Here is a 15,020-nt window from a genome sequence, read left to right on the forward strand (position 1 = left end):
GTTTTTAGTTTCCAAGCGAACACCGATGACTTCTGGCTTTGTGCCTTGGCGGCATCAGGGCGGGCCCTGGCTGGACACGCGGTGAATACGTCCCTGTAGCTCGTCTGCGGCGTCCCTGCCGCAGACGGTCCAGCCAGGGCCCGCCCCGACACCGCCTTGCCAGATTTGTGCGCGCCGCACCCAAACCCAAGTAGAAACCAGAGCATAACTCCGCGCCTACCTAAAGGTTTAGAAAATCGGCACACAAAAACGATCCGGGTATGGCGGGGTTGCCCACTACGGGACCGTCGATGGCAGGGACGCCATCGACGAGCTACATGGACGTACTTGCCGCGTGTCCTGTAGTGGGCAACCCCGCCATAGCGAGCTCACAAATCAAAACGCCGATTTTCAGCCGGGCAACGACCGGCCGCTTTAAACAGAGGACGACGGAACAAGAGCTAAACCGGCAACACCCGACAAAACAGCGACTTGATATAACCTGTTTCCGGAATAGCCGGATGCAGCGGGTGATCCGGGCCCTGGAAGCCGCGTTCGGTAATGACCAGGTGGCGGTCGAGATGACGCGCTGAGGCATTGAGGATGTCGCGCAGGGTATTTTCTTCCAGGTGCATGGAGCAGGAGGCGGACACCAGAATGCCGTCCTTGTTGAGCAAGCGCATGGCCTGCTCGTTCAGGCGCCGGTAAGCCTGCTCACCGTTGCGCTTGTCCTTGCGTTTCTTGATGAAGGCAGGCGGGTCAGCAATGATCACGTCGAACTTCTCATCGGCCTGTTTCAGCTCGCGCAGGGCGTCCAGCACATTGCCCTCAACCACCGCCATCCTGTCTGCCACACCATTGAGCGCCGCATTGTGCTCCACCAGATCCAGTGCGGGTGCCGAACTGTCCACGCACATCACCTCGGAGGCACCAAAGACCGCCGCCTGCACACCCCAGCCACCGATGTAGCTGAACAGATCCAGCACCCGCTTGCCCTCAACATAAGGCGCCAGACGTGCACGGTTCATGCGGTGATCGTAGAACCAGCCGGTTTTCTGCCCGCTCCAGACTGGCGCCTCAAAGCGTACACCATTCTCTTCCAGCGCTACCCGTTCCGGCACCTCACCATAAGCGGCTTCAACATAGCTGGGCAGATCTTCTTGTGCTCGCGCACCGCTATCGTTCTTGAACAGAATGCCCACCGGCTTCAGCACCTGTACCAAAGCCTCAGTGATCTCGGCCCGCACCCGCTCCATCCCCGGCGTCGCAATCTGCACCACCAGATAGTCGCCAAAACGATCGACGACCAGGCCGGGTAGCAGATCGGCATCGCCATAGACCAAGCGATAGAACGGCTGCGGGAATAAACGCTCGCGCAGTGCCAGCGCCACCTTGAAGCGGTGCACCAGCAACGGCTTGTCCAGCGGGTGACGCACATCGCGGTTGTGCACGCGGGCGCAGATCAGGTTGTTCGGGCTCATGCAGGCCAGACCCAGCGGTTTGCCGCTGGCGGTTTCAACCTGCACTTCCTGACCGGCCGTGAAAGCCGTCAGCGGCGTCTGGGCAATGTCGACCTCATTGCTGAACACCCACAGGTGGCCTCCTTTGAGACGGCGATCGCTGTTGGCTTTCAAACGCAAACTGGGCAAGCTCATAACACACTCCGGAATCTGTCAGACCGAGAAATTCGACTGCATCGGCATTATACAGGGTGCCAAGGCAGTCAGTCTGCGGCTACACTCAGAGGCTAAGTCCAATTCAATGGAAGCAGTCATGATCGAGGACCTGACCGAAGAACAGATCCGCAATGCCCTGCAGGGCATCAGTGTGCCGCCACAGCCCCAGATCATGGTCGACCTGCAAATGGAGCAGGTGATGCCCGACCCGGACCTGAAGGCCATTGCCCGACTGATCAGCCAGGATCCGGGGCTGTCCGGCAGCCTGCTTAAAATCGTCAACTCACCCTTTTTCGGCCTGGCCAACAAGATCAGTTCGATCCAGCAGGCAGTCAATCTGCTGGGCGCCAACAAGGTAGTAAACATCGTCAATGCCCAGTCGATTCGTGGCGAACTGACCGACGAAAACATCGTCAACCTGAACCGTTTCTGGGACAGCGCGCAGGACATTGCCATGACCTGCATGACACTGGCCAAGCAGCTCGGCTGCCTGCCTCCGGATGAAGCCTATGCCCTTGGCCTGTTTCATAACTGCGGCATCCCGCTGATGCTCAGCCGTTTCCCCGGCTATATTCAGGTCGTGGAAGATTCCTATGCCCAGAGTGATGCCCGCATCGTCGATGTGGAGAATCAGCGACTGAACACCAACCATGCCGTAGTGGGTTATTTCACCGCCAAGTCCTGGCTTCTGCCACGTCACCTGTGCGAAGCCATTGCCAGTCATCACAACGCACGACAGATCTTTCTGGAAGAGGGCAGCAAGGATGCGGCACTGAAAAACCAGTTGGCCGTACTGAAAATGGCCGAACATATTTGCCGGGCTTACCGCACACTCGGCAACCAGTCGGTTGACCATGAATGGAACCTGGTCGGCAACAGCATTCTGGAATACATCGGCCTGTCCGAGTACGACTTTGAAAATCTTGAAGCCACTTGCCGCGAGATGATGGCCAGTGGCGACGGCCTTTATTATCAAGACTGACAGCCTACAAGGTTGACTGCGCCCACTGCGCCAAGGAGATATACATGACCACCCCATTGGTACTCACCGTCATATCCGCCGACAAACCCGGCCTGGTGGAAAGCATCGCTCAGGTCATTACCCAACATGGCGGCAACTGGCTGGAAAGCCGCATGGCGCGCATGGCCGGTCAGTTTGCCGGGATTTTGCGAGTCGATATCGCCGCTGATGCCGTCGAAGCCTTGCGGGTCGATCTGGAAAACCTGACCAGCCTGGGCATCAACGTGCAGGTAGCAATCAGTGGTCAAGCGGACGAGCCGGCCCAGCAGCATCTGCTGATGACCCTGCTGGGCAATGACCGGCCGGGGATTGTGCATGAGGTATCACAGGTTCTTGCGCGCCACGGGGTCAACGTAGAACAGCTGGAAACGGAATGTACTGCCGCCCCGATGAGTGCTGACACGCTGTTCAAGGCCCGTGCGCAACTGGGTATCTGGCCGCAGACCGATCTGGACAGTCTGCGCGCTGATCTGGAAGGCCTGGCAGATGACCTGATGGTTGAACTGCTCGATTTCGAACTCGACTGACCTGCTGACATTGCTGGTAGACCCCGGTACGGCCAGACTCAACCCGTTGCGTTTGATCTCGGTCAGTATCGGGTCAGGCACTTTGGTTACCATTAGCAAACTGCTCTGGATTGGCTTGTCAATACCGTGAAACCACTGCTTGCGTTCTGGCACACCTTGCGCCACTCGTTCAACAATCTGCTACCCATCATACTGGTAGTGGGCGTTTTTCAGGCCCTGGTCATTCGACAGGTGCCCGATGGACTGGTCGGCATGGTAATCGGCCTGGGCATTGTAGTGTTCGGAGTGGCGATTTTCCTGCAAGGACTGGAACTGGGGATTTTCCCGGTCGGCAAGAACCTGTCGAACAGCTTTGCTCGTCGTGGCTCGCTGCCACTGCTGATGATCTTCGGCTTCAGCCTCGGCTTTGCTGCGGTGATCGCCGAACCGGCACTGATTGCCGTCGCCGAACAGGCAGAGAGTATCAGTGAAGGACGAATCAACGCCTTTACATTACGCCTGCTGGTGGCTTTTTCTGTCGGTCTGGTCGTGGCACTGGGGGTTGTCCGCACCCTGCTCGGCCAACCCCTGCACTGGTACATGATCATTGGCTACTTGCTGGTGGTCACCGTGACCTTCTTTGCCCCGGAAGAAATTGTCGGCCTGGCCTATGACTCCGGCGGCGTGACCACCAACATTGTCACCGTGCCCCTGATTGCCGCGTTGGGTATTGGACTGGCAACCTCAATCAAGGGCCGCAACGCGCTGGCCCACGGCTTTGGCCTGGTCGCCCTGGCGGTGATGGTGCCCATGATCGCCGTGCAGTTCTACGGCATTGTCGTCTACACCCTCTTCCCGTCAGACCCCGGCCTGGTCAATGCCGCCGGCGGCATGGCACAGGTAAAGGATGTCGATACGGCCGTGCAGACAAACGCCGGCAGCTATATGCTGGGCATGCTCAAGGATCTCGCATTGATGCTGCGCGATGTCCTGCCGATCATCGCTGTCATTCTGTTTTTCCAGTATGCGGTGATTCGCAAGAAGCTGCCTTATCTGCAGCGCACCGTGATCGGTTTCAGCATGGTCATCATCGGCCTCTACGCCTTTGTCGTTGGGCTCAAGCTGGGTTTGTTTCCAGTTGGCACCAGCATGGCCGAGCAATTGATCGAGCTGGATAACCTGCTTTTCGTCTATCTGTTTGCCTTTTGCATCGGTTTTGCCACCACCATGGCAGAACCAGCGCTGATCGCCATCGGCGAGCAAGCCGAGGAAGCCGCCAACGGCAAACTGGCCGGCAGTCATATCCGGCTGCTGGTTGCCGGTGGGGTCGCTATCGGCATCACCATCGGGGTGCACCGAATCATCACCGGTGACTCGATCCATTACTACATCATGGGCGGCTATGCCTTGGTCATCCTGCTTACCTTGCTGGCCCCCAAGTTCATCGTCCCGCTGGCCTTTGATCTCGGCGGGGTAACCACCTCGGAGGTGACCGTCCCCCTGGTGACAGCGCTGGGCATTGGCCTGGCGACGCAGATTGAAGGCCGTAACGTACTGATCGACGGCTTTGGCCTGATTGCCTTCGCCTCGATATTTCCCATTGTGACCGTATTGCTCTATGCCATCATCATGGAGCATTTCAACCCAGCCAAAGGAGCAAGCTCATGAAGTTCTCGGTACTGGTGGCCATGCTGGCCGAGGATCTGGAAGAAGATGCCATTGCCTCGGCCAAAGCTGCTGGCGCGGGTGGCGTGACCATTCTCAACGGTCGCGGCCTTGGCGCAGAACGGAAAAAGACCTTTTTCGGTCTCACCTACGAAGGCAGCCAGACAGTGATGATATTCGTACTCGAGCGCAAACTGTCGCTGCGGGTGATGAAACAGCTGGTCAAGGATCTGGACCTGAAGAACCACACCCGTGGTGTGGTATTTACCCTGCCGCTGGAACATATCGCCGGCATTGACCATTTACAGATTGAGCAGTTCGAAGAACTGATCAAAGACGACATCTGACCCTGGAGAGCCAACCATGCTGGTCAAAGACATCATGAAACCACAGGTAGTCACTATTGCTGCCCGCGCTACTGTGCGTGAAGCCATGACTGCCATGCGCAAACAAGGCATCAAATCGCTGGTAGTCGAGAAGGGCAATGAGCACGATGCCTACGGTCTGATTACCTACAACGACATCCTCAAGACCATCGTCGCCGAGGAAGGTGATATCGACCTGCTCAACGTCTATGACATCTGTGCCAAACCGGCACTGATCGTTTCCCGTGAGCTTGAGGTCAAACATGTAGCCCGTTTGATGGTAAACATGAATATCCACCGGATCGTGGTGACCAATGCCAATGAACTGGCCGGCCTGATCACCATGAACGACATCGTCAGCGCCATTCTCGAGCTTGCAGACGGGGAAGAGTGACCCTCCCCGCGGTAACAAGCCATGACTGACTGATGTTTACTGGCGTCCGATATAGCCCGGGTTGAACACCACATCGTCGCCCTGAATCATATCGAAGATGTCACGCGCCGGGATTGCCGGATCTTCCCAGTTGGCGGCGCGGTCCTCTTCCGGATTGGCTGCAGGACCTACCGAATGCTTGCTGATGTGGGTACGCATGCCTGCCGGAGCAGCCACGAAGACCTTGATATTGTCGTCCGCCACTTCCTGAGCAGTGCTCTGGAACAGACCATGCAAGGCATGCTTGGTCGCTGCGTAATGGCCCATGTTTGCCGGCGCGGCACGCATGCCAAGAATGGAAGAGACGTTGAGAATAGTGCCGCCACCCTGCTCGCGCATGTGCGGAATGACCCGCTGTGCCAGATCGGCATAGGCCCAGTAGTTCACTTCCATCAAGCGCTTGGCCGCATCAACGTCCATCTCTTCCAGCGTGGCCAGGTAGGAATAACCAGCGTTGTTGAACAGGTAATCAATGCGGCCATATTCTTCCAGCGTGCGCTCGACAATCTGTGGTCGCTGATCCGCTTCAGCCAGATCAGCCTCAATCACGATGGCGTCTACACCCTGCGAGCGCAACTGTTCGGCCAGTTCATGCGACGGGTCGGGGCGATAATCCACCATGACCAGTTTCATCTCTTTGGCTGCCGCCAATAACGCCAACTCACGACCAAGGCCGTAACTGGTGCCGGTGATGATGGCCACCTTGTCCTTGAACACATGCTCATCGGCCTGGGCCGGCTTGCTGACAGACAACAAATAGATGCAGGCAACCACGGACATAACCAACAGCGCCAGGCTGCGACGCGAGGCTAACCAACGAATAGACGACATGACAGGGCTCCTTGTGGGATTCACGAGAACAAAAGGGGTACTGTACTGGTAAACAGAGTTACCAATGCAGCATTGAAACATCTCGCAGCAGTTCCATCCACAGGACTATGCCGCATGATTTCTGGCCTGAATGGCCATGACCGGATATACAGCGAATAGCGTAAACTGCGACAGCACCCACAGTACAGGCTTGATCCATGTTCTCACGCAGCTTGTTGGCGTTAACCACGGCTACCTGTGCCGTCGGTACCCAGACGTTTGTATTCGCCGGACTGTTGATCGAGCTGGCCGCCGATCTGGACGTCAGCGTTGCAGTCGCCGGTTATCTGGCCGTCGCCTATGCCATTACCTATGCCTTTACCGCCCCCCTGATTGCGTTGAAAACGGGCCGCCTGGAGCGTCGTCGGCTGCTGTGGATGGCCATGCTGGCGTTGGCAGCCATCAATTTGCTGGCGGCGCTGGCGAGCAGCTTTTCCGGCTTGATCATCCTGCGAATCGTCGCCGGACTGACCGCCACGCTGATCATGCCCGTGGTGCCCGCGGTAATCGGCAGTTTGTTGCCGGTGGAAAAACGTGGTCCGGCACTGGCTCTGGTCACCGGCGGTATGGTTGTCGCCTTTCTGTTCGGCATGCCATTGGGCAGCCTGGTGGGCGCGGCTTTCGACTGGCGTGCGACCTTCTTGCTGGCTGCTGGCATCTGCCTGTTCTCAGCGATTGCCATTCGCATGACCTTGCCGCCCATCCGCAGCGAGGATGGCGTCGGCTGGCACTTGCTCATGCAGGGCTGGAAACCCGAAATCCGGCGCTTGCTGTTGATGACCGCCACGGCCTTTTGCGCCACTTTCTGCGTTATTCCGTTTATTGCCCCGGTGATGGAATTGATCGTCGGCAATACCCGTCAGGTTGCGCTGATCCAGATGCTGGTCGGGGTTGGCGCCTTGCTGGGCATTCTGGTTGCCGGCAAGCTGGGTAGTCCAAGCCACCCGCGGCAGGTATTGATCGCGATCTTTGCCGTACTGGCCCTGACCCAGGTGCTCTATACCCTGGCCATGTTGGTATTGCCGCAACAGGGTGCTATCAGCTGGGTGCTGCTGGGCAGCGCCGTATTGCTCAGTTCCGCCGCTCTGTTTGCCTTGACGCCGTTGATTCAGGCGCAGTTGCTGGAAGCCGCACCCCACGCCCGCCAGGTGGCGATCGCCTTGAACGGTTCGATGATGTTTCTCGGCCAGGGGAGTGGAGCAGCACTTGGAGCCTGGATTACCCAGAGCCTGTCTCTGTCATTCATTGCCCTGGCTGGACTGACCGTTGCCGCGCTTGGCGGCTTCAGTGCCTGGCACCTGCACGACCGCGCGCCGAGTGCGCAGCCTCAAGCCTGATCCTGTACGCTGGCCCGCGGCAAGGCGAGGGAAATCAGTGTTGCCGAGAGCAGGAAAGCCGCGGAAACCCAGAGGCAGGCCTCCAGCCCGTAAGCCTGATAAACCCAGCCGGACAGTACCGTACCCAACAGCCGACCCAGCGCATTGGACATATAGTAAAATCCGACATCCAGTGACACGCCATCAGCCTTGGCATAAGACACAATCAGATAACTGTGCAAGGACGAGTTCACCGCAAAGAGCACACCGAACACCAGCAAGCCCCCGAGCAAGACCACATAGGGATTGGCCCCCTGCCACAGGCCCAGAGCAATGGCCGCCGGCAACAGGGCCAGAGCGCCGGCCCAGGCACTGGCCGCCAGACCACCGGGCACCCGCCCGCTGCGCTTGCCGGTAAAGGCCGGGGCCTGCGATTGCACCACCCCGTAGCCAATCACCCAGACCGCCATAAAGCCGCCGACCAGCCAGAAATCCCAACCGAACACCGAACTCAGATACACCGGCAAGGCAATCACGAACCAGACATCGCGGGCGGCAAACAGGAACATCCGCGCAGCCGAGAGAATATTGATCTGCCGACTCTTGGAGAGTATCTCCCGGAACTTCGGCTTGGCCCTGGCCTTGCCCAGATCTCGCTTGAGCAGAAACAGGCTGGCCAGCCAGACGAGCCCCAATACCAGGGCCATGGCCAGCACCGCACCGGCAAAACCGAGTAGCGCCAGCAAGCCACCACCAAGAAAGAAACCCACCCCTTTGAGCGCATTCTTCGACCCGGTCAGAACGGCCACCCAGTGATACAACTGGCTTTGCTGGTTATCCGGCACCAGTAACTTGATCGAGCTTTTTGCGCTCATCTTGTTCAGGTCCTTGGCGACCCCCGACAAGGCCTGCGCTGCCATCACCCAGACCACCGTCAGCCAGGCCGCCGGCACCGTCAGCATCAAGAGCGCGATCACCTGCAGGGCCAGACCGATATTCATGGTCCGGTTCAGCCCGATGCGCGCGCCCAGATAACCGCCCACCAGATTGGTGATCACGCCAAAGATTTCGTAGAACAGGAACAGCGCCGCAATCTGCAGTGGGCTATACCCCAGGCTATGAAAATGCAGCACCACCAACATGCGCAGCGCGCCATCGGTCAGGGTAAAGGCCCAGTAATTCCCGGTCACCACCAGATACTGGCGAATATCGGGCGACAGATTTTTCAATGCCTGCATCAGGATTCCGCTCAAGATTGTGCGTTAAAGCCTCAGCTCGCGACACCCACCAGGCGCGCCAACTCCACGGTCCGGTTGGCATAGCCCCATTCATTGTCATACCAGGTATAGATCTTCACCTGAGTGCCGTTCACCACCAGGGTCGACAGCGCATCGACAATGGAGGAGCGCGGGTCGGTGCGGTAATCGATCGATACCAGGGGGCGCTCTTCATAGCCGAGAATATCTTTCATCTCGCCTTCAGCCGCCGCCTTGAGCATGGCATTCACCTCCTCCACAGTGGTTGGCTGTTCAACTTCGAACACGCAATCGGTGAGGGAGGCATTGGCCAGGGGTACCCGCACGGCATGACCGTCCAGCTTGCCGCGCAGCTCGGGGAAAATTTCCGCAATGGCCGTTGCCGACCCGGTGGTCGTCGGAATCAGGCTCATGCCGCAGGCCCGGGCCCGGCGCAGATCCTTGTGCGGCTGATCCAGAATGCTCTGGGTGTTGGTGACATCATGAATGGTGGTAATCGACCCATGGCGAATGCGCAGCTTCTCGTGAATCACCTTGACCACCGGAGCCAGACAGTTGGTAGTGCAGGAGGCGGCAGTCACAATCGGGTGTTTTTCCGGGTCGTACAGATGCTGATTGACGCCCATAACCACATTGAGTACACCCGCCTCCTTGACCGGCGCACTGACCACCACGCGTTTGACACCCTGATCCAGGTAGGCCTGCAATGCCTTGCTGGTCTTGTTCACCCCACTGGCTTCAATCACCAGATCACAGCCCGACCAGTCGGTGTCAGCGATTGCGCGATTGGCGGTCAGGGCCAGGCGCTGATCGCCTATGACAATGTCATTGCCCTCGGCTCGCGCCTCATGCTGCCAGCGGCCGTGAACAGAATCGAAGTTAAGCAAATGTGCGTGGGTTGCCGCATCGCCCGCTGGATCATTGATCTGCACAAACGTCAGCTCCGGCCAGTCCCAGGCGGCACGAATCAGCAGCTTGCCGATACGTCCAAAACCGTTGATACCTACCTTGATAGTCATAGTGCTCTCCCAGATTGATTTGCCCTGACCAGCGCAGCGCACATGGTCTGTAAACTTTCAGTATGGCAGCTGGATGCTGCGCTGGTTGACGCGGGCAGACAGCCGCTCAAACGAGTATCAGCAGCAGCGGGATAGTCGAACGGGGCGATCACCCATGTCCTGCAACTGCTGCAGATTAGTGGCCAGCCAGTCGCTATTGGCCGCCAGGCTGGTGTGCAGTACCTCGCTTACCCAGTCCGGCAGATCCGCTGGCAAGCTGTAATACACCCATTGCCCCTGCCTGCGGTCCTGTAACAACCCGCACTGGCGCAGCTCGGCCAGATGCCGGGAAATCTTCGGTTGGCTGGCTTGCAGCGCGCAGGTCAGCTCGCAGACACAGAGCTCCTGCTCACGGGTAACCAGCAGCATCACGCGGGCGCGGGTCTCGTCAGCCAGACATTTGAACAATACCGGTGGGGTCAGAGCAGTTGGCATGGGTCATCATTCCTCTGTGATGACGACAGCATATACGCTATTCCATATATATGGAATAGCGTATATCTCGACAGTCGATTACCGCTCGGTCAGAGCAGGATCAGGGTTGCCAGCCCAAGGAAGGCGGAAAAGCCGATTACATCGGTGACTGCCATCAGCACCATGCTGCCCGCCAGGGCAGGGTCAATGCCAAAACGCTTGAGAATCATGGGGATCGACAGCCCGGCGAGCGCAGCGCACAGCAGATTGATGCAGATAGCCATGGCAATGATGCCGCCAATCGCCCAGCTACCGAACCAGACGATCGCCAGTGCAGCAATAACCGTGGCCCAGAGCATGCCGTTGAGCACCGCAATGCCGACCTCCTTGACCAGCAGGACACGAAAGTTACCGGTTTCCACCTGCCCCAGCGCCATGCCGCGAATCACCAGGGTCAGCGTCTGGCTGCCGGCAATCCCACCCATGCTGGCAACAATCGGCATGAGTACGGCCAGGGCAACGATTTGCTCCAGTGAGGCCTGGAACTGACCGATCACCGATGCCGCCAGGAACGCCGTAATCAGGTTGACCCCCAGCCACACCGAGCGACGGCGCGTGCTGGTCAGGATCGGCGCAAACATGTCCGCCTCATCATCCAGACCGGCCATATTCATCAGCGTACGCTCGGAATCCTCACGGATGATATCGACCACATCATCCACCGTGATGCGCCCCAGCAGCTCACCTTCGTCGTTCACTACCGCTGCCGAGAGCATATCCAGGTCCTCGAACTGCCGGGCGACTTCAAGGCTGGTCATGGTCACCGGCAAGGCGGCAAAGTCGGTATCCATGACCTCACTGATTTTGGTATCAGCGGCGGTAGTTACCAGTCGGCTCAGCCGCAGCACACCCTGATAGCGGTTCTTGCGGTCAACCACCATGACCTTGTCAGTCTGATCAGGCAGGTCTTCCAGCAGCCGCAGGTACCTGAGGATAGAGCCCGCCTTGATATCGGCCCGAACGGAAATATGGTCGGTATTCATCAGGCCGCCCGCGCTGTCTTCCGGATAGGCCAACATGGCCACCAGTTGCTGGCGTTTTATTTCATCCATGGATAACAGCAGTTGCCGGCCCGGTCCGGTCGGCAATGCCTGAATGAGGTCGACCAGATCATCCAGCGCGAGCGTGCGCGCCGCTGTCAGCAGCCGGTCTTCGTCCATCTCCAGCGCCAGCTTGGCACGCACTTCCTCATGCAGGTGCACCAGCACCCTGGCCGCCCGCTCGGTATCCAGTGTCTGCCAGACGGTGCTGCGCTCATCCGGCGGCAAAGCCTCCAAAAGGCCTGCCGCCTTGGCCGGATGCATGCTCCGGAAAACCTTGCCAACACGCTTCAGTTTGCCCGCTGCAAGGGCCTCACGCACGTTACCGGTGTGGGTGAAGACCTGTTCACCCCCTGCGTCCAGCTCTGAACCGACCGCCTCGGCGTCGCGCTGCAGCAGTGCTGCCAGCTGCGGATCCAGGTGACGCAATACGGCTTGCTCTCGCTCATCCGCGACTTCTTGCCATACCGCCTGGCGCTGCTGGCTATCCAGCGCTTCCAGCAGGCTGGCCAGTTTGCCCGGGTGCATGGAGCGCGCCAGTTTGCGCAGCTTCTTGCGCTTGCCCTTGGCCAGCGCATCAAGCACCGCATTCTGGGCAGTGTGAACGTTGTTGCCACTGTCTTTACTGCTCAAGCATGCGTCTCCTGACCTGACGGTTAGAATGGAAGTGCACAGCGCTATGCTGTAAGCACAACACAATCAAGCACTGTACTCGCGAAGTTCATCGGGCTGCCTGATGATCAATCACAGCATACGGGATATTGATGACCGCCGATTGACTATCGCCACCTGAAGCCGGCCGCTGCCTGATTCGCTGTGACCGACACTATGCAGCTTAGCTGACCAGTAGCGGTCGCAAAACCTCAGCAAGCATAGGCGCCATGGCGATGGCATTACTCGGATGGGCAATGCAGTCGGTACTCCAGACCTCACCGACGCCAGCCTCCCTGATGACCACCAGTGCATCGCCGGCAAAGAGCGCGTGAGTCACCGCCACATCCACCGAGGTGGCACCCGCCTCGAGCAGCAAAGTAGCGGCCCCGGCGAGCGTTCGCCCGGAACTGGCAACATCATCCATCAATACCACCGCCCGCCCGCGCACATCCCTATCCGGCAACTGGATCTGCACCTGGGTATCGCCGCTGCGTACCTTGGTGCACACCGCATAGTCAAAGCCGTGCGCCTGGGCAGCGCTTTCCACCCATTGCAGGGATTCGGCGTCCGGGCCCATCAGGATCGGGTTAGCAGTTTTTTCCGCGATCAGGTCTGCCAGGCGCTCGGCGCCCGATAGCGCAATGGCGTGTTCAATGGGTATCGCCTGCTGCAAATGACTGATGCGATGCAGGTGCGGATCAACGGTGATAACCGCACTGAACAGCTCTCCGAGGAAATTACCGATAATGGTCTGGCTGACAATTTCCCCCGGATTGAAAGCGATATCCTGGCGCATGTAGGCCAGATAGGGCGCAACCAGAATCAGCGTCTTGATACCCAGCTGCTGCGCGTGGCGGGCTATCAGCAAGAGTTCGACCAACTTGTCATTTGGCCGGTCGAGGCTGCGATACAGCACCAGAGTGTCCGGTATTGACGTCTCCGTGGCAAAAGGCAGCGTCAATCGCAGCTCATCGTCCGGAAAGCGATGACTCACAACCTGTGCCGCTGTCAGGTTCAGACTGTCGGCCAGACGCTTGGCCGGTTCAGCTTCATCGGCAAAGTGCAGCAACCAGGCAGCCATGATCAGAACTCCACGTTGAGGGTTTGCAATTGTTCTGCGCCGCCAAGGGTGAATCCGCTATGCCGCTCAGAAGCCTGCCGAGCAAAATTCTGCTCTGATCGGTAAGCGGCATAGACCCGATACAACGGCTGCCCTGCACTCACCGTATCACCAATTCGCGCCAGCATATCGACCCCGGCACCGGCGGCCTTGGGCGCACCGGCAACGCGCGCAATACGCGCCAGTTTGAGATTGTCGATGCCCAGCACCACACCATCCTCCGGGGCCAGCACGTCAAAACTGTGCGGTGCCAAGGGTGGATTCTCCGGATCAAAGGGTTTTCCGCCCTGGGCCTGGATAATCGCCTGCATTTTCTCCAGCGCACGGCCGGAATCAAGGATATCGCGGGCAATGGCAAAGCCGTCACCACCGCGCACATCGGGATCAAATTCAAGCATGCGCCCTGCTAGTCGCAGGGATTTCTGTCGAAGATCCATCGGGGCCTCCGGATGATTTTGCAGCACACGCATGACATCACGCGCCTCGAGCACGGGCCCGATACCCCGGCCAATCGGCTGGCGGCCATCGGTAACCACCACTTCGATCACCAGGCCCATACATCCGGCGACATATTCGAACAACTTACGCAAACGCCTTGCCTCGGGCATGCTGCGCACCTTGGCATGCGGTCCAACCGGAATATCCAGCAGCAAATGGGTGGAACCGGCAGCGACCTTTTTTGACAGGATGGAAGCGACCATCTGGCCCGGCGAGTCGATCGACAGCGGGCGCTCAACGGCAATCAGTACATCATCGGCCGGCGACAGGTCACTGGTGCCGCCCCAGGCCAGACACCCCCGGTGCGTGCGCACCAGCGCGTTCAAATCGTCAAAGGGCAACTCGACATTGGCCAGTACTTCCATGGTATCCGCCGTACCGGCGGGCGACGTAATCGCCCGCGAAGAGGTCTTCGGGCAGAGCATGCCGTGGGCGGCAACAATAGGCACCACCAGCATTGAGGTGCGATTACCGGGGATACCGCCAATACAGTGCTTGTCGACCACGGGATGTTCCTGCCAATCCAGCCGCCGACCGACCCGACTCATGGCATCACTGAGATAGAACACTTCTTCACGGTCGAGCTCGCCCTGGTTGCAGGCAACCACAAAGGCGGTCAGTTCGATTTTCGAGTAACGATGCTCGGCAATGTCCTGCACGATGCGACGAAAGTCATCCCGCGTCAGGCGTTCGCCGGCTATCTTGCGGTGCAGGGCCGGAATCGAACTGGCCGGCTCAGCCTGCGAAACGCTGACTGCAAAGCCCTCCTGCAGCCCAAGCTGGGCGAAGGCGTCTTCAGACAGGCCCAGCTGATCGCCCTCGACGATGCTGCTGTCGTCCACCACATTCAGGCTGGCGAGAATACGCTGCCCATTGCCACGCACCTCGACCTTGGCCAGCGCCTGGAAACCTTCAGCGCGATAGAGCGCACAATCACGATGCAGGTAGGCAACATTCTCCCGGTAGGTATCGATACCGATCCAGCGTAAACGCAACGTCTGAGCGGGTGCTTCGTTTGAATTGTTCGAGTCCATTGATGCTCTCCGGCCAATCAGACACCACTCTAACTCCGCCTCCGGACGACGCCAA

Annotated in this window: 14 protein-coding genes; 6 read left to right on the forward strand and 8 right to left on the reverse strand. The window is 58.7% G+C overall.

The window, feature by feature from the left end:
- Nucleotides 1-440 precede the first annotated feature (440 nt).
- On the reverse strand, nucleotides 441-1,634 hold the full coding sequence (locus BLU07_RS13300) for a class I SAM-dependent rRNA methyltransferase (protein WP_092387703.1): 1,194 nt from the start codon (nucleotides 1,632-1,634) through the stop codon (nucleotides 441-443).
- Nucleotides 1,635-1,752: 118 nt separating this feature from the next.
- Here BLU07_RS13300 and BLU07_RS13305 point away from each other — a divergent pair, with 118 nt between their 5' ends.
- From BLU07_RS13305 to BLU07_RS13325, 5 genes are all read left to right on the forward strand, one after another.
- The gene (locus BLU07_RS13305; RefSeq protein WP_092387705.1) at nucleotides 1,753-2,637 is read left to right on the forward strand and encodes an HDOD domain-containing protein; all 885 of its coding nucleotides are present in this window, start codon (nucleotides 1,753-1,755) and stop codon (nucleotides 2,635-2,637) included.
- A 44-nt stretch (nucleotides 2,638-2,681) separates the two neighbouring features.
- Entirely contained in the window at nucleotides 2,682-3,203 is a 522-nt protein-coding gene (locus BLU07_RS13310) for a glycine cleavage system protein R (protein ID WP_092387707.1), read from the forward strand.
- A gap of 126 nt (nucleotides 3,204-3,329) precedes the next feature.
- Complete coding sequence (locus tag BLU07_RS13315) at nucleotides 3,330-4,850, forward strand: DUF1538 domain-containing protein (protein WP_092387709.1); 1,521 nt, start codon at nucleotides 3,330-3,332, stop codon at nucleotides 4,848-4,850.
- On the forward strand, nucleotides 4,847-5,194 hold the full coding sequence (locus BLU07_RS13320; protein ID WP_092387711.1) for a P-II family nitrogen regulator: 348 nt from the start codon (nucleotides 4,847-4,849) through the stop codon (nucleotides 5,192-5,194). The genes BLU07_RS13315 and BLU07_RS13320 overlap by 4 nt, the downstream gene beginning before the upstream one ends.
- Nucleotides 5,195-5,210: 16 nt before the next feature.
- A complete protein-coding gene (locus tag BLU07_RS13325) occupies nucleotides 5,211-5,606 on the forward strand; it encodes a CBS domain-containing protein (RefSeq protein WP_092387713.1) in 396 nt (131 codons plus the stop codon).
- A 36-nt stretch (nucleotides 5,607-5,642) separates the two neighbouring features.
- On the opposite strand, the gene BLU07_RS13330 is transcribed toward BLU07_RS13325, so the two are convergent.
- Complete coding sequence (locus BLU07_RS13330) at nucleotides 5,643-6,476, reverse strand: SDR family NAD(P)-dependent oxidoreductase (RefSeq protein ID WP_197675011.1); 834 nt, start codon at nucleotides 6,474-6,476, stop codon at nucleotides 5,643-5,645.
- A 197-nt stretch (nucleotides 6,477-6,673) separates the two neighbouring features.
- Here BLU07_RS13330 and BLU07_RS13335 point away from each other — a divergent pair, with 197 nt between their 5' ends.
- Complete coding sequence (locus BLU07_RS13335; RefSeq protein WP_092387715.1) at nucleotides 6,674-7,852, forward strand: MFS transporter; 1,179 nt, start codon at nucleotides 6,674-6,676, stop codon at nucleotides 7,850-7,852.
- Here the strand turns inward: BLU07_RS13335 and arsJ are convergent.
- The 6 genes from arsJ to BLU07_RS13365 form a co-directional block, all read right to left on the reverse strand.
- Entirely contained in the window at nucleotides 7,843-9,069 is a 1,227-nt protein-coding gene (gene arsJ, locus BLU07_RS13340; RefSeq protein ID WP_092387717.1) for an organoarsenical effux MFS transporter ArsJ, read from the reverse strand. The genes BLU07_RS13335 and arsJ overlap by 10 nt on opposite strands.
- A gap of 32 nt (nucleotides 9,070-9,101) precedes the next feature.
- Nucleotides 9,102-10,106, reverse strand: a complete 1,005-nt coding sequence (locus tag BLU07_RS13345) for an ArsJ-associated glyceraldehyde-3-phosphate dehydrogenase (protein WP_092387719.1) — start codon at nucleotides 10,104-10,106, stop codon at nucleotides 9,102-9,104.
- A gap of 117 nt (nucleotides 10,107-10,223) precedes the next feature.
- Complete coding sequence (locus BLU07_RS13350) at nucleotides 10,224-10,580, reverse strand: metalloregulator ArsR/SmtB family transcription factor (protein ID WP_092387721.1); 357 nt, start codon at nucleotides 10,578-10,580, stop codon at nucleotides 10,224-10,226.
- A gap of 89 nt (nucleotides 10,581-10,669) precedes the next feature.
- Nucleotides 10,670-12,292 (reverse strand): magnesium transporter, encoded by a 1,623-nt coding sequence (gene mgtE, locus BLU07_RS13355; protein WP_231701638.1) that lies wholly within the window; start codon nucleotides 12,290-12,292, stop codon nucleotides 10,670-10,672.
- Nucleotides 12,293-12,494: 202 nt separating this feature from the next.
- Complete coding sequence (locus tag BLU07_RS13360) at nucleotides 12,495-13,394, reverse strand: ribose-phosphate diphosphokinase (RefSeq protein WP_092387723.1); 900 nt, start codon at nucleotides 13,392-13,394, stop codon at nucleotides 12,495-12,497.
- 2 nt (nucleotides 13,395-13,396) lie between these two features.
- Complete coding sequence (locus BLU07_RS13365; protein ID WP_092387725.1) at nucleotides 13,397-14,965, reverse strand: thymidine phosphorylase family protein; 1,569 nt, start codon at nucleotides 14,963-14,965, stop codon at nucleotides 13,397-13,399.
- Between the last annotated feature and the right edge of the window lie 55 nt (nucleotides 14,966-15,020).

Source organism: Halopseudomonas salegens (assembly GCF_900105655.1).
Classification (GTDB): Bacteria; Pseudomonadota; Gammaproteobacteria; order Pseudomonadales; family Pseudomonadaceae; genus Halopseudomonas; species Halopseudomonas salegens.

What these genes read in the sequence shown, in the direction of transcription:
- BLU07_RS13325 (WP_092387713.1), top strand. Translation starts at nt 5,211, where the DNA reads ATGCTGGTCAAAGACATCATGAAACCACAGGTAGTCACTATTGCTGCC.
- BLU07_RS13345 (WP_092387719.1), bottom strand. Translation starts at nt 10,106, where the DNA reads ATGACTATCAAGGTAGGTATCAACGGTTTTGGACGTATCGGCAAGCTG.
- BLU07_RS13320 (WP_092387711.1), top strand. Translation starts at nt 4,847, where the DNA reads ATGAAGTTCTCGGTACTGGTGGCCATGCTGGCCGAGGATCTGGAAGAA.
- arsJ (WP_092387717.1), bottom strand. Translation starts at nt 9,069, where the DNA reads ATGCAGGCATTGAAAAATCTGTCGCCCGATATTCGCCAGTATCTGGTG.
- BLU07_RS13305 (WP_092387705.1), top strand. Translation starts at nt 1,753, where the DNA reads ATGATCGAGGACCTGACCGAAGAACAGATCCGCAATGCCCTGCAGGGC.
- BLU07_RS13365 (WP_092387725.1), bottom strand. Translation starts at nt 14,965, where the DNA reads ATGGACTCGAACAATTCAAACGAAGCACCCGCTCAGACGTTGCGTTTA.
- BLU07_RS13310 (WP_092387707.1), top strand. Translation starts at nt 2,682, where the DNA reads ATGACCACCCCATTGGTACTCACCGTCATATCCGCCGACAAACCCGGC.
- BLU07_RS13350 (WP_092387721.1), bottom strand. Translation starts at nt 10,580, where the DNA reads ATGCCAACTGCTCTGACCCCACCGGTATTGTTCAAATGTCTGGCTGAC.
- BLU07_RS13360 (WP_092387723.1), bottom strand. Translation starts at nt 13,394, where the DNA reads ATGGCTGCCTGGTTGCTGCACTTTGCCGATGAAGCTGAACCGGCCAAG.
- BLU07_RS13330 (WP_197675011.1), bottom strand. Translation starts at nt 6,476, where the DNA reads ATGTCGTCTATTCGTTGGTTAGCCTCGCGTCGCAGCCTGGCGCTGTTG.
- BLU07_RS13335 (WP_092387715.1), top strand. Translation starts at nt 6,674, where the DNA reads ATGTTCTCACGCAGCTTGTTGGCGTTAACCACGGCTACCTGTGCCGTC.
- BLU07_RS13300 (WP_092387703.1), bottom strand. Translation starts at nt 1,634, where the DNA reads ATGAGCTTGCCCAGTTTGCGTTTGAAAGCCAACAGCGATCGCCGTCTC.